The sequence below is a fragment of the Lactobacillus helsingborgensis genome, assembly GCF_003173695.1.
GTDB lineage: Bacteria > Bacillota > Bacilli > Lactobacillales > Lactobacillaceae > Lactobacillus > Lactobacillus helsingborgensis.
Map to the genome: position 1 here is coordinate 391,967 of NZ_CP029544.1, position 13,839 is coordinate 405,805.

The window sequence follows — 13,839 nt, forward strand, 5'->3', positions numbered from 1 at the left end:
TAGTACATTGAAAACTGAATATAATCCAAGAAAAACCGAGAAACAATCAAAAGAGAACAGATTGCTAAAGAGCGACCGAGAGAGTATCTTGAGTAAGGTCAAGTAAAGAAGGGCGCACGGTGAATGCCTGGGCACAATGAGGCGAAGAAGGACGTGACGAACCACGAAAGGCTTCGGGGAGCGGTAAGTACGCAGAGATCCGGAGATATCCGAATGGGGGAACCCAATGCATGCAGATGCATTACCAAGCGGTGAATAGATAGCCGGTTGGGGCAAGACGCAGTGAACTGAAACATCTAAGTAGCTGCAGGAAGAGAAAGAAAGATCGATTTCCCTAGTAGCGGCGAGCGAAGCGGAAAGAGCCCAAACCAGATGATTTATCATCTGGGGTTGTAGGACCGCAGGAAGGCAGCGCAAAGGATAGCAGAATTATCTGGGAAGGTAAGCCAGAGAGGGTGAGAGCCCCGTAAGCGAAATCCGGAGCGCGCTGAGCAGGATCCTGAGTAGGTCGGGACACGAGGAATCCCGATTGAAGCAGCGAGGACCATCTCGCAAGGCTAAATACTACATTGTGACCGATAGTGAACCAGTACCGTGAGGGAAAGGTGAAAAGAACCCCGGGAGGGGAGTGAAAGAGAACCTGAAACCGTGTGCCTACAAATAGTCAAAGCCCATTAAGGGGTGATGGCGTGCCTTTTGTAGAATGAACCGGCGAGTTACGTTAATTAGCGAGGTTAAGTCAGAAAAGACGGAGCCGGAGCGAAAGCGAGTCTGAAGAGGGCGCGGAAGTTAGTTGATGTAGACCCGAAACCAAGTGACCTACCCATGACCAGGTTGAAGGTGCGGTAAAGCGCACTGGAGGACCGAACCCACGTAAGTTAAAAATTGCGGGGATGAGTTGTGGGTAGCGGTGAAATTCCAAACGAACTTGGAGATAGCTGGTTCTCTCCGAAATAGCTTTAGGGCTAGCCTGGTGCGAGGATGATAATGGAGGTAGAGCTCTGTTTGGACGAAGGGCCCGTCAGGGGTTACTGAATTCAGATAAACTGCGAATTCCAGATATCAAAGCACTGGAGTCAGACTGCGAGTGATAAGATCCGTAGTCGAAAGGGAAACAGCCCAGATCACCAGTTAAGGTCCCCAAATCTATGCTAAGTGGAAAAGGATGTGGAGTTGCGTAGACAACTAGGATGTTGGCTTAGAAGCAGCCACCATTAAAAGAGTGCGTAATAGCTCACTAGTCGAGTGACGCTGCGCCGAAAATTTACCGGGGCTAAGCATAGTACCGAAACTGTGGATGTGCAGTAATGCATGTGGTAGGAGAGCGTTCTAAAAGCGGCGAAGCTTAACTGAGAAGATAAGTGGAGCTTTTAGAAGTGAGAATGCCGGTATGAGTAGCGCAAGATAGGTGAGAATCCTATCCGCCGAAAGACTAAGGTTTCCTGGGGCAGGCTCGTCCGCCCAGGGTAAGTCGGGACCTAAGGCAAGGCCGAAAGGCGTAGTCGATGGAGAACAGGTAGAGATTCCTGTACTGCGCAGCTTCGTTAATAGCGAAGGAGGGACGCAGGAGGCGAAGGACGCATGGCGCTGGAAGCCATGTTTAAGCGTCAAGTGTGGATATGAGTCAAATGCTTGTATCCGAGAAGCACAAGGCGTGATGAGGAGCGAAATTAAAGTAGCGAAGGTCCAAGAGTCACACTGCCAAGAAAAGCTTCTAGTGAGAAGCTGCGTACCCGTACCGCAAACCGACACAGGTAGTCGAGTGGAGAACACTCAGGTGAGCGAGAGAACTCTCGTTAAGGAACTCGGCAAAATCGCCCCGTAACTTCGGGAGAAGGGGTGCTGGTGTAAGAGCCAGCCGCAGTGAATAGGCCCAAACAACTGTTTATCAAAAACACAGGTCTCTGCAAAGTCGTAAGACGACGTATAGGGGCTGACACCTGCCCGGTGCTGGAAGGTTAAGGAGAGCTGTTAGCGCAAGCGAAGCAGCGAACTGAAGCCCCAGTAAACGGCGGCCGTAACTATAACGGTCCTAAGGTAGCGAAATTCCTTGTCGGGTAAGTTCCGACCTGCACGAAAGGTGTAATGATTTGGGCACTGTCTCAACGAGAGACTCGGTGAAATTATAATACCCGTGAAGATGCGGGTTACCCGCGACAGGACGGAAAGACCCCATGGAGCTTCACTGCAATTTGATATTGGGCAGCTGTTAAACATGTACAGGATAGGTAGGAGCCGGAGAAGATAGCACGCCAGTGTTATCAGAGGCAATGTTGGGATACTACCCTTGTTTGATGGCTGCTCTAACCAGGGCCTCTAAGCGAGGCATGGGACAGTGTCAGACGGGCAGTTTGACTGGGGCGGTCGCCTCCTAAAGTGTAACGGAGGCGCCCAAAGGTTCCCTCAGAATGGTTGGAAATCATTCACAGAGTGCAAAGGTATAAGGGAGCTTGACTGCGAGAGCGACAACTCGAGCAGGGACGAAAGTCGGGCTTAGTGATCTGGTGGTACCGTATGGAAGGGCCATCACTCAACGGATAAAAGCTACCCTGGGGATAACAGGCTTATCTCCCCCAAGAGTTCACATCGACGGGGAGGTTTGGCACCTCGATGTCGGCTCGTCGCATCCTGGGGCTGAAGTCGGTCCCAAGGGTTGGGCTGTTCGCCCATTAAAGCGGCACGCGAGCTGGGTTCAGAACGTCGTGAGACAGTTCGGTCCCTATCCGTCGTGGGCGTAGGAAATTTGCGAGGAGCTGTCCTTAGTACGAGAGGACCGGGATGGACATACCGCTGGTGTACCAGTTGTCTTGCCAAAGGCATCGCTGGGTAGCTAAGTATGGTCGGGATAAGCGCTGAAAGCATCTAAGTGCGAAGCCCCCCTCAAGATGAGATTTCCCATACGAAAGTAGTAAGACACCTCAAAGACTAAGAGGTAGATAGGCTGGGAGTGGAAGAGCCGTGAGGCTTGGAGCGGACCAGTACTAATCAGTCGAGGACTTGACCAGAGCTTAGCAGCAGTCAAGGTTTTTCAAGCGGATTATATTTAGTTTTGAGTGTAAAAGCTCAAAGGAAAAAAGTACGGTGGCAAGAGCAAGAAGGAAACACCTGTAACCATGCCGAACACAGCAGTTAAGCTTCTTCACGCCGAGAGTAGTTGGTGGGAGACTGCCTGCGAGGGTAGGACGCTGCCGTGCTTTTTAGTATTCCGGCTTAGCTCAGTTGGTAGAGCGCTTGACTGTTAATCAAGATGTCGTCAGTTCGAGTCTGACAGCCGGAGCGAGCAGCAAAAAGGGGACCTAACGGTCCTCTTTTTTGTTCCTGTTTTTTCCTTAATATTAAAAATATCAAAGGAAATGGCATTTAATATGAGAAAAGAATGGGGTCACGTGACTTAAAAGCACTTTCACGGTACAATAGTAGCGGATACATTTTATCTAAAGGAGGAAATCTCATGGTAGGAATTGTTTTAGCCAGCCATGGTGGTTTTGCCGATGGAATTGCGCAGTCTGCGCAAATGCTGTTTGGCGAACAAGACAATTTTGCTCATGTCATTTTAAAGCCTGATGAAGGCCCAGATGATATTAGGGGCAAAATGGAAACAGCAATTGCTTCGTTTGAAAATCAGGATGAAGTTTTGCTGATAGTCGATTTATGGGGTGGTACGCCGTTTAATCAAGCTAGCGGTTTACTTGAAAAGCATCCTAAATGGGCAGTAGTAGCAGGTATGAACCTGCCTCTGGTGGTAGAAGCTTTAACACAGCGGATGACTAAGCCAGATGCTACAGCTCACGAAATTGCAACTGCTGTGGTAGAGCCAGCACGTGATGGTATTAAAATAAAGCCGGCAGAACTAATGCCGAAGTCTTCAACAAAAGTTCAAACTAAGGCACAAACTGCTGGTAAGAAGAAGACCATTCCCGCGGGTACTGTTGTTGGTGATGGTCATATAAAATTTGTTTTGGCACGAATTGATTCTCGTTTATTACATGGTCAGGTTGCTACAGGATGGATACCATCCATGCACCCGGACAGAGTAATTGTTGTTTCTGACAGTGTGGCGAAAGACGAAATGCGTAAGAGCATGATTCGTGAAGCAGCTCCTGCCGGTGTTAAGGCACATACTGTTCCTTTAAAAAAGATGGTTGAGATTGCAAAAGATCCCCGTTTTGGCAACACACATGCGTTATTATTATTTGAAAATCCTGAAGATGTTTTAAAGGTAATAAAAGCTGGAGTTGACATTAAGACTGTCAATGTTGGATCAATGTCTTATAAAGTTGGCGACGTCAATGCTAACAATGTATTGTCTATGAATCAGGAAGATGTTGATACTTTCCACGAACTTGAAAAAATGGGAGTCAAGTATGATGTGCGCAAAGTTCCAACTGATAAAGAAGGCAATATGGAAGCTATTTTAAATAAAGCTCAAAGTTTGCTTGACGAACAAAATAAATAAGAGAATAGGAGTAAAACATGAACGCTATTCAAATGATTTTAGTTGTCATAGTTGCCTTTCTTGCAGGTATGGAAGGCATCTTGGATCAATGGGAATTCCACCAACCACTGGTCGCTTGTACGTTAATCGGCCTAGTAACCGGTAATCTGGTTTTAGGCGTTACTTTAGGTGGATATTTACAAATGATTGCCTTAGGCTGGGCTAATATTGGTGCCGCTGTTGCGCCTGATGCTGCTTTGGCTTCTGTTGCTTCAGCTATCATTTTAGTTCAAAGTGGTCAAGGAACAAGGGGGATTGGTATGGCTACAGGTATTGCGATGCCTTTAGCTGTTGCCGGACTCTTTTTGACTATGATTGTGCGGACTATTTCTACTGGTATTGTGCACATTATGGATGCAGATGCCAAAAAAGGTAATTGGCGTAAAATTAATATGTGGCAATGGATTGATGTTTGTCTGCAAGGGTTGAGAATCGCTATTCCAGCCGCTTTGTTACTAGCTATTCCAGCTTCTACTGTTAAATACTGGCTAGGCTTAATGCCAGCATGGCTCAGTGATGGTATGTCAATCGGTGGTGCCATGGTTGTAGCCGTTGGTTACGCGATGGTTATTAACATGATGGCTAGCCGTGAAGTTTGGCCATTCTTTGCTATCGGCTTTGCCTTGGCGGCTATTAAAGACTTAACTTTGATTGCCTTAGGTGCCATTGGTCTAGCAATGGCTCTTATGTACTTAGCTTTAGAGTCAAAGGGTGGTAATAACGGCAGTTCAAATTCTGATAATGAAGGTACCGGCGATCCACTCGGCGATATCATAGATGACTATTAAAGTGATATTTAAGAGGAGGATTTTACAATGGCTGATAAAAAAATAAAATTAACTAAAGCCGACCGCTTCAAAGTTATGTGGCACTCACAATTTTTGCAGGCTTCTTGGAACTATGAAAGAATGCAGAATGGTGGGTACGCATATTCACTTATTCCTGCTTTGAGAAAACTTTATCCTAAAAAAGACGACATGGCTGCAGCTTTGCAAAGACATCTGGTCTTCTTTAACGTTCACCCTTATCTAGTATCGCCAATTTTAGGTGTTACTTTAGCCTTAGAGGAAGACAAGGCTAACGGTGCTAAGGTTGAAGATGAAGCTATTCAAGGTGTTAAGGTTGGAATGATGGGACCTTTAGCCGGTGTTGGTGACCCTGTATTCTGGTATACCGTGCGGCCAATAGTTGGTGCCTTAGGTGCTTCAATGGCTATTCAGGGCAACATTTTAGGACCAATTTTGTTCTTCGTTATTTGGAATGTAATTAGATTGGCTTTCATGTGGTACACACAAGAATTTGGTTACAAAGCAGGTTCTGCGATTACTAATGATATGTCTGGTGGTCTATTGCAAAAGGTAACTCGTGGAGCTTCCATGATGGGTATGTTTGTTTTAGGCTCCCTGATTGAGCGCTGGGTCAATATTAAGTTCACCCCAATTGTCTCAAAAACACCTGTTCAAAAGGGTGGCTATATTGATTGGAGTTCACTTCCAGCCGGTGCTAAAGGTATTCAACAAGCTTTAATTGATCAGGCAAATGGCTTATCTCTTACTAAGTTTAAAGTAACTACTTTGCAAAACAATTTGGATAGTTTAATTCCCGGTTTAGCCGGGCTACTCTTGACATTCCTTTGCATGTGGCTGCTAAAGAAGAAAGTTTCACCAATTGTGATTATTATTGCCATCTTTATTGTTGGTGTTGTTCTGCACGTTCTGAATGTGCTTTAATTCAAAATGGTTGAATCAAGTAACACTAAAGTTGATTTAACGGCAAATGCGACTTGGTTTCGCGCATTGTCGACATACGGTAAAGTAATGGTCGGAGATAAGGCGTTTGAATTTTATAATGACCGCAATATCTCTGACTATGTCCAGATTCCGTGGCAAGAAGTTACCTATGTGGTGGCGGATGTCTATTTCCACGGTCGTTATATCCCTCGTTTTGAAATTCGCACCCGTGCAAACGGAAAATTTATTTTTACAACACGAAATAATAAAAAGACTTTGCGCGCTATTCGTAATTACGTGCCTGCTAATCGCATGCGGCAAGCACTGGGATTGTGGCAAAAAATCAAAAGAAGAATAATGCATAAATAAAAAGTTCCTAGACAAAATCGATTGTCTAGGAATTTTTGTTAATTATTGGTTTTAATACTTATGTCTACCACAACACCGAATTCCGCAGGAATTTTTTGTTTTCAAAATTTGCGTTGTTTTGTCATTTTTTCCTTATGCCAAATTTTAGACAGAGTTGACAAGGCTATAAAGATTAGCAGTGCTGAAATCATAGAAATCCTGTTTTCAGGTAGGATTAACAACAGTATGATCATTAAAATAAAAAAGATCAGTGTTATGTAGTCCAAAAAAGGAAAACCGGGCATTTTGAAATCAGTGAATTCTTGCGCAGGTGTTTTTTTCCTATATGCAATATGCGTTAAAAGCATCAGGCACCAAATAATTAAAAACATACTGGTAGAAGTAGAAGAAATAAAATTAAATGCCTCATTGCCGATAACGATGATGACAAAAGGTGCTAACGCCATTAGGCAAGCTGATAAGGTCAGTGCGTTTTGTGGTAATTGTCTTCTTAAATGACCAAATGTCTGGTTAAATTTACCCTTACCGTTAAAAGTAACTGAAAATAACAATCGGCCTGCACTATACAGAATACTATTAGTTGAAGAAACTGCAGCAGAAATGACCACAAAATTGATAATTGAGCCGGCATTGCGGATGCCTGTTGCCGCTAAAGTTTGTACAAACGGACTAGAATTTGTCGCCACCTTATCCCACGGAATAACTACTAAAATTGCGATGATAGCCAATACATAGAATAAAATTATTCGTAGTGGAACCTCATTAATAGCCTTTCTAATCGTTACTTTGGGGTTTTGTGCCTCTGCTGCAGTTAAACCTACTAGTTCAACGCCAACAAAGCTAAAGATGACCATTTGGAAGCCGGAGAAGAAACCGGTGCTTCCTTTAGCAAAAAAGCCACCATGCGCAGACAAGTTAGCTAGAGTAACGGGACCAAAAGAGGTTTTGCCACCAGTTATTAATAAATAGGCTACTAAAATCACAAAGGCAATAACCGTCACAATTTTAATTATGGCAAAACTAAATTCCAAGTTGCCAAAAAGACGGGCAGAAAGCAAATTGATAAATAGCAAAACAGCGATGGTAATTAAACCAGGCACCCAGGTAGGTAAATGCGGGAACCAATATTGAAAGTAAATCCCTAGAGCTGTCATTTCCGCCATGCCTAACGTAACCCAACTAATCCAGTAAAGATAACCTGAAATAAAACCAGTGTTTTTACCTAAATACTTTTCAATAAAATCAATATAGGTGTGTTTAGATAAATCAGAAACTATCAGCTCTCCCAAAGCCCGCATTAGTAGAAACAAGAAAATACCGACCACGACATAAATCAGAATGACGCTGGGACCGGCTCGTCTAATGCTGTTACCTACACCTAGAAATAAACCAGTGCCAATTGTCCCACCCAGGGCAATTAATTGAATATGCGCGTTAGTCAAGGTTCGTTCGTAACCAGAACCGTTATTTTCCTCTTCTTCGCTCATTAAATCACTCCAAATACTTAAAAATTAGTTACATTATTAAATTATAGCATTATACAAAAGTGTATGTTTTTAACTAATTAAAAAAATAGCAGATTGTAATTTTTGTTATGCTAAAAAGGGCTATATTTAAGCTTAAATTGTAGTATGATATACTTTATTAAAATTTAATTAAGGAGAAGGATGCAATGTTTACCATTAGTCAATTTACTATTAACAACATGACGATTAGTTTAGTTTTACCCGAAATTAGACATGCAGAGGCTTTATATGAAAATATCGCCCATGATCGTAAAGAGCTGGCACATTTCCTACCCTGGGCAGATAATATGACAAGCGTTGATGATGAGGTTGATTTTATCAAGGCGATGCGTGTCGATACGGCGCGTTATGAAAAGTTGGCTCTAGTTGTTCTAGTTGATGGTGAACCAGCAGGAATGGTAGATTTGCATAATATCAAACTCAAAAATGAAAGCGGCGAAATTGGTTATTGGCTGGGGCAAAAATATCAGGGCCAGGGAATTATGACCCGAGCTGTTAAAAAGCTAGTAGAAGTTTCGTTTAACCAGTTGGGTTTTCACAGCATTAAATTACTGGCAGATACTAATAATCAGCCTAGCAGAGCTATTGCAGAAAGGCTGCATTTTGCTCACGTAGCTACACTCAAAGATGAAGTTAAATATCACGGTCAGTTTTGTGATATGGAGTTATACATCACATTTAATCCTCAAAATTAGTCAAAAAAATTGCTGGTAAATTTTACCAGCAATTTTATTATTTGTCTGCGTATCCTTGGGGATGACTTTGGTGCCATTTCCATGCACTTGTCATCATATCCTCAGCGTTCTCATGTTGTGGCTGCCAGCCTAAAATAGTTCTGGCTTTAGCTGAATCGGCAACCAGACTGTCTGGGTCACCTGCACGGCGTGGGCCCATGGTATATGGAATTTCAACGTTGGTAACTTTACGAGCTGCTTGTAAGATTTCCAAGTTGGAGTAGCCGTGAGCAGTCCCGAGGTTGAACACATCGGACTTGTTAGTTTTAACTAAGTATTTTAGTGCCAGTACATGCGCGTCAATGAGATCTTCTACTTGAACGTAATCTCTGACATTGGTACCATCTTTGGTGTTGTAATCATTCCCAAAAATAGTAAATTTGCCGTCACCGGTCAGAGCACTTTTTAAAATATTAGGAATTAAATGCGTTTCGGGGGCATGATCTTCTCCGATTAAACCGTCACTTGCGGCACCGGCAACATTGAAGTAACGTAGTGCAATTGATTTGATGCCATCCGCTTTATCTGCCCAATGCATGATTTTTTCCATCATTACTTTAGTTTCGCCATAAGGGCTGATCGGATTAAGCGGTGAATCTTCAGTGATTGGCAATTTCTTAGGGATGCCGTAAGTTGCCGCACTTGAAGAAAAGACGAGGTAATTGACACCGGCATCTTTCATTGCTTCTAGGAGCGCAATCATACCCGAAACATTATTGTCATAGTATTTCAGTGGATTTTGTACAGATTCAGGCACTAGAGAATAAGCGGCAAAATGCATTACTGCTTCAACTTTCTCTTTACGCAATATTTGGCTAACTAAAAACTTGTTCTCAATGTCGCCTTGATAAAATTTAGCTTTTGGATTGACTGCTTTTCTATGGCCTGTATACAAAGCGTCAAGGACAACAACATCATTTTTTTGCTCAATTAGTTTCTTAACAGCTATTGAGCCAATATAACCGGCACCGCCGATAACTAAAATACGCATAAATTCCTCCAATTATTATATGGTAATGATCTTCTGTCTAAATTTTAGCACAGTCTGTTAATTTAAAAGACAATTATTGACAGTAAAATCATTTTGCAATACAGTTACTTTTAGTAAGATAGTTAGAAAGAAGTATCAAAATGATTCATAATTCCACAATTAACCAACAAATCAATCATCGCTCTATCAGAAAATTTAAAGATCAAACACTAAATGCAGAACAATTAAATACTTTGTACACCGTTTTTCAACATACAGCGACAAGCATGTTTATGCAAAATGCTACAATGCTTCATATTACTGATGAAGGTAAAAGGGCAAAAATCAGAGAATTGTGCGGTCAAAAATATGTTGGTGCTGAAGGAGATTTGTTTATCTTTGTAGTTGATTTATACCGCAACCAACAAATTCGCCGCCAATTAGGTAAAGATGACGGACGTGTTCATACCACGGATATTTTCTTTCAGGGGATGGATGATACATTACTTGCTTGGCAAAATGTGGCTAATGCTGTTGAAAGTATGAATTTAGGTTATGTGCCACTAGGCACCATTAATGATCACCCGTTAAAAATGTTAGAGGTATTAGACTTGCCTAAGCTGACATTTCCGGCTCTAGGGATGCAAGTGGGTATTCCTGATCAAGAACCGCAATTAAAGCCACGCTTGCCACTAGCATTTACTACTTTTGAAAATGAGTATCCGCGTGATTTTAAAGTGGCAGACTTGAAAGAATATGACCAAGTCGTTACCACTTACTATGACTTGCGGGATGCTAATAGACGTATTGATTCATTCACTAATCAAATAACTGGTGACAAGTTAAACGATAAGAGAATTGATCGTGACGAGTTGCCAGAATTACTGCACAAACAAGAGCTTTGCCTAGATTGGAAATAAAATAAAAGTCGCGCATTCGATTGCACGACTTTTTTTGTTTTGGTATAATTTAAACGTTGTGAAAATTGCTGATTTAGCTCAGTTGGTAGAGCGTTTCCCTCGTAAAGAAAAGGTCGCCAGTTCGATTCTGGCAATCAGCATAACAAAGGCTAATATAGCATTAAAGCCCGTTGTATCAATCTTGATATGACGGGCTTTTGTTTGTTATGAAGCATTTTAAATAATTGTAAATTAATGTGAAATGTTGTGGTCAGTCACACTATAGGTCACACAAAGTAAAATAAGTTGAAAATTTGTCGTCATAAATTTTTCAGGAATGGATATAACCCTTGATGTAGCAGGCTTAATTGCCTGCTTTTTTGTGTGACTGAGTGTTAACTTGCAGTTAGTGTAAAATACATGAAATATATATTAAACTATATAGTAAATTTTCATCATGTTTTAGAAATTGTTACGCTTAGATTGTAAACTTAGCGTAAACTAGATGAATAAAAAATAGCTGAAACAAAATTGATCATTTCTTGTTTTAGCTATTAGTCTTAATTTAATATATGTTTTTATTCAACACATTCTATAGTTGTGCAATTACTGTAGTGGCAGCTATCACTATCTTCAGGAGCTTCATTAGTTGAATCAGCCATATCAACTGCTAGTTTCTGCAATCTAATTAATTCAGTCATTTTCAAGTCCTACCTTTCTATAAACCGCAATAATTATTACTTAAAGCAAGTATACAACATTTATTTTTAATTGTTAATAAAAAATGATATAATTTTTAAAGGGTGATATTAATATGTGTAATTATTTGTTAAATAGTTATAAAAAGATTTATAGTACATCAGTTCTTCCAGACAAAGTTAAAGACATTTCATACTATCATATTTCCAGAAATGCCAATCATTATTTCCTTCAGTTTGACTTTTCAAATAAAAAATCATATCGGCAAGGATTTAAAATTCATATTTCAGCAACTATGAAAAACTATCAAGAGATTTTAAATTCAGTTTTTGAGTTCTGTAAAAATCATAAAGTTGATTTTAAATATATATCAAATATGAAAGAATTATATTTAAACCTTTCTGGTACTACTAATAATCTTTGGTCCACTGGAAAGTTCATAACAATTTATCCAAGTAATTATTCTGATTTTTTGAATTTGGTTAAAGATTTGTATGCTTTGCCTAATTTTAAAGACAAAGAAGGAATTTGCATCTTAACTGATAAAAAGTATAGGGATTCAAATAATATCTTTTATCGTTATGGGATGTTATCTAAAAATGATAATAAAGGAATATATGATAAAAATGGTCAAAAATTATACGATGATTACAAAACTTTAGAATACAAATTACCTTACTTTGTTAAGGAGCCTTTTCCAAAAAAAGAAGCAAGCAATAAAAATAAAAGTAATAATCTTATTTTTAATAGCTATATACCAATTAAAGCATTACATTCTAAGGCTGCAGGCTCCGTTTTCCTAGTAGAAACTAATAAAAGAGAAAAGTATGTTCTTAAGAGTGCAATTAACGGATACTATGACACAACACAGTCAAAAATAGAAATATTAAAGAATGAAGAAAGAAATATAAAAAGAATGCATCATTTAAGTTTCGTTCCTAACTATGTAGATTCTTTTTATGAAGAGAGAAATTATTTTTTAGTTGAAGAGTATATTAAGGGAATAACTGTAGATGATTATAGAGCCTTAACTAGTAATGACTTTATTTCAAACAAAGATACTGCTAGTAAATTCTCTAAGATTATTATAGATTTACTTTCTAAAGTTGATAAACTACATAAGTCTAATGTATTTTTAGGTGATATCTCTAGTCAAAATATTTTGGTTAACACAGATAAAAATGAAGTTTACTTTATTGATTTAGATCAAACTATATTTCTTGGAGAAGTAGATCTACATAAAAGAGAAAATAATTTCTATAGAACAGAAGGATTTTATGATAATAAAATTCAGTATTTGACTCCATTAAAGCAAGATATTGAACAACTGGGATATTTACTTATTTCGTTTTTTTGCCGTGCTAATATGTTTTTAAAAATTGATAATTCTGGTCAAACATCAATAAAATTTTTTGAAAAATTTGCCAATTTAAATAAAATACCTAAAGTTTTCGTTGAAGCAGCAGAACAGCTAATTAAGAATCCTGATATTGATCTGCAAAAAATGATAAATTACTTGAAAACTAGTAATTTAGATTCAGATTCAGTAATTAGCACTGATAGTTTTCCTGATAATTTTTTAAATAGATTAATTAAAACAGATGAATGCGCTAAAATTGATAACTTACTTATATCTGAGTCTTCCGATTCTTTTGTACTTACATATACAGATGATTTTATTTATTCTGATAAACTTTCCAAGCTAAGATTGTATTATTTAAAAGATGAGTCGTTAATACAAAACGTATTTAAAGATTTTAAAATGAGAACAAAGCTTTTTGATAAAGTAAATATACTTATTAAGGAAATTGAAAAACAGAACAAAGATATTAAACAGCTTAGTTTAGAAAATATTATTTCATTAATTTTTTGTTGTCTTGTTATCATTAAAGATTATAAACTGCATGATTCTGATTTCTTTAATAGAATAGTTGAATGTACAGATTTAATATTATCTAAATATTGTGTGCGAAACAAAAATTCAAAGTTGTTAGGATTTAAGGTAAAGCTTATATCAAAATATTTATCACCATACTTAAGTGACGGAACAGCAGGTATTTTAGAATTATTGATATATTTTAAAAAATATTTTGGAATTAATAAGTATGATGAATACATTTTTGAGATGGCAAAAAACCTTAGTAAGGCTATAATGCCTAAAAATGCTTCACTTTATCGTGGCTTAGGTGGAATAGTTAATGCACTATTGGACTATAGAATGGCTTTTGATGATAGCAGATATGATAATACTATTATTAAAATGATCAATTGCTTTAAGTACTATTCAATTAATTCACACGGTACTGCTTTAATGATTGATCAAAGTTTTGGAACAGCAACAACTAATTTTAAAGATGGTAATCAAGGAATAATTTATGTTTTACAAAAAGCAAAACATATTCTTGGAAAGTGACACC

General features: G+C 39.0%; 10 protein-coding genes, 2 tRNA genes and 2 rRNA genes. 11 read left to right on the plus strand and 3 right to left on the minus strand.

Translation table 11 applies throughout. The features are described 5' to 3' along the window. Positions 1–96 precede the first annotated feature (96 nt). The 7 genes from DLD54_RS01855 to DLD54_RS01885 all read left to right on the plus strand — a co-directional run bounded on the left by DLD54_RS01855 (position 97) and on the right by DLD54_RS01885 (position 6,594). Positions 97–3,005 (plus strand): 23S ribosomal RNA (locus DLD54_RS01855). Between the two features lie 72 nt (positions 3,006–3,077). Then, positions 3,078–3,194: ribosomal RNA gene (rrf, locus tag DLD54_RS01860) — 5S ribosomal RNA — on the plus strand. A gap of 10 nt (positions 3,195–3,204) precedes the next feature. Then, positions 3,205–3,277 (plus strand) — tRNA-Asn (locus DLD54_RS01865). 174 nt (positions 3,278–3,451) lie between these two features. Continuing rightward, on the plus strand, positions 3,452–4,456 hold the full coding sequence (locus tag DLD54_RS01870) for a mannose/fructose/sorbose PTS transporter subunit IIA (protein WP_109918046.1): 1,005 nt from the start codon (positions 3,452–3,454) through the stop codon (positions 4,454–4,456). A gap of 17 nt (positions 4,457–4,473) precedes the next feature. Beyond that, complete coding sequence (locus DLD54_RS01875) at positions 4,474–5,283, plus strand: PTS mannose/fructose/sorbose transporter subunit IIC (RefSeq protein WP_046326753.1); 810 nt, start codon at positions 4,474–4,476, stop codon at positions 5,281–5,283. A gap of 27 nt (positions 5,284–5,310) precedes the next feature. Further along, positions 5,311–6,225: a PTS system mannose/fructose/sorbose family transporter subunit IID gene (locus tag DLD54_RS01880; RefSeq protein WP_046326754.1), complete on the plus strand. Its 915-nt coding sequence runs from the start codon at positions 5,311–5,313 to the stop codon at positions 6,223–6,225. A 6-nt stretch (positions 6,226–6,231) separates the two neighbouring features. Continuing rightward, complete coding sequence (locus DLD54_RS01885; RefSeq protein WP_046326755.1) at positions 6,232–6,594, plus strand: DUF956 family protein; 363 nt, start codon at positions 6,232–6,234, stop codon at positions 6,592–6,594. A 101-nt stretch (positions 6,595–6,695) separates the two neighbouring features. On the opposite strand, the gene DLD54_RS01890 is transcribed toward DLD54_RS01885, so the two are convergent. Beyond that, positions 6,696–8,081 (minus strand): amino acid permease, encoded by a 1,386-nt coding sequence (locus DLD54_RS01890; protein ID WP_109918047.1) that lies wholly within the window; start codon positions 8,079–8,081, stop codon positions 6,696–6,698. Between the two features lie 185 nt (positions 8,082–8,266). Here DLD54_RS01890 and DLD54_RS01895 point away from each other — a divergent pair, with 185 nt between their 5' ends. Beyond that, positions 8,267–8,815 carry a GNAT family N-acetyltransferase gene (locus tag DLD54_RS01895; RefSeq protein WP_109918048.1) on the plus strand — a complete coding sequence of 183 codons (549 nt, stop codon included), beginning with the start codon at positions 8,267–8,269 and terminating at the stop codon, positions 8,813–8,815. A 37-nt stretch (positions 8,816–8,852) separates the two neighbouring features. Here DLD54_RS01895 and galE read toward each other — a convergent pair whose 3' ends face one another. Beyond that, positions 8,853–9,845 (minus strand): UDP-glucose 4-epimerase GalE, encoded by a 993-nt coding sequence (gene galE, locus DLD54_RS01900; RefSeq protein WP_109918049.1) that lies wholly within the window; start codon positions 9,843–9,845, stop codon positions 8,853–8,855. A 140-nt stretch (positions 9,846–9,985) separates the two neighbouring features. Here galE and DLD54_RS01905 point away from each other — a divergent pair, with 140 nt between their 5' ends. Both DLD54_RS01905 and DLD54_RS01910 read left to right on the plus strand, forming a co-directional pair. Then, entirely contained in the window at positions 9,986–10,744 is a 759-nt protein-coding gene (locus tag DLD54_RS01905) for an NADPH-dependent oxidoreductase (protein WP_109918050.1), read from the plus strand. Positions 10,745–10,811: 67 nt separating this feature from the next. After that, a tRNA-Thr gene (locus DLD54_RS01910) sits at positions 10,812–10,884 on the plus strand. A gap of 417 nt (positions 10,885–11,301) precedes the next feature. Here the strand turns inward: DLD54_RS01910 and DLD54_RS08905 are convergent. Next, on the minus strand, positions 11,302–11,424 hold the full coding sequence (locus DLD54_RS08905; RefSeq protein ID WP_255409515.1) for a hypothetical protein: 123 nt from the start codon (positions 11,422–11,424) through the stop codon (positions 11,302–11,304). A gap of 113 nt (positions 11,425–11,537) precedes the next feature. Here DLD54_RS08905 and DLD54_RS01915 point away from each other — a divergent pair, with 113 nt between their 5' ends. Further along, positions 11,538–13,835: a class III lanthionine synthetase LanKC N-terminal domain-containing protein gene (locus DLD54_RS01915; RefSeq protein ID WP_038521373.1), complete on the plus strand. Its 2,298-nt coding sequence runs from the start codon at positions 11,538–11,540 to the stop codon at positions 13,833–13,835. Positions 13,836–13,839: the final 4 nt, after the last annotated feature.

Coding starts and splice junctions, on each gene's coding strand:
- DLD54_RS08905 (WP_255409515.1), bottom strand. CDS start 11,424: ATGACTGAATTAATTAGATTGCAGAAACTAGCAGTTGATATGGCTGAT.
- DLD54_RS01880 (WP_046326754.1), top strand. CDS start 5,311: ATGGCTGATAAAAAAATAAAATTAACTAAAGCCGACCGCTTCAAAGTT.
- DLD54_RS01875 (WP_046326753.1), top strand. CDS start 4,474: ATGAACGCTATTCAAATGATTTTAGTTGTCATAGTTGCCTTTCTTGCA.
- DLD54_RS01915 (WP_038521373.1), top strand. CDS start 11,538: ATGTGTAATTATTTGTTAAATAGTTATAAAAAGATTTATAGTACATCA.
- DLD54_RS01895 (WP_109918048.1), top strand. CDS start 8,267: ATGTTTACCATTAGTCAATTTACTATTAACAACATGACGATTAGTTTA.
- DLD54_RS01870 (WP_109918046.1), top strand. CDS start 3,452: ATGGTAGGAATTGTTTTAGCCAGCCATGGTGGTTTTGCCGATGGAATT.
- DLD54_RS01890 (WP_109918047.1), bottom strand. CDS start 8,081: ATGAGCGAAGAAGAGGAAAATAACGGTTCTGGTTACGAACGAACCTTG.
- DLD54_RS01905 (WP_109918050.1), top strand. CDS start 9,986: ATGATTCATAATTCCACAATTAACCAACAAATCAATCATCGCTCTATC.
- DLD54_RS01885 (WP_046326755.1), top strand. CDS start 6,232: ATGGTTGAATCAAGTAACACTAAAGTTGATTTAACGGCAAATGCGACT.
- galE (WP_109918049.1), bottom strand. CDS start 9,845: ATGCGTATTTTAGTTATCGGCGGTGCCGGTTATATTGGCTCAATAGCT.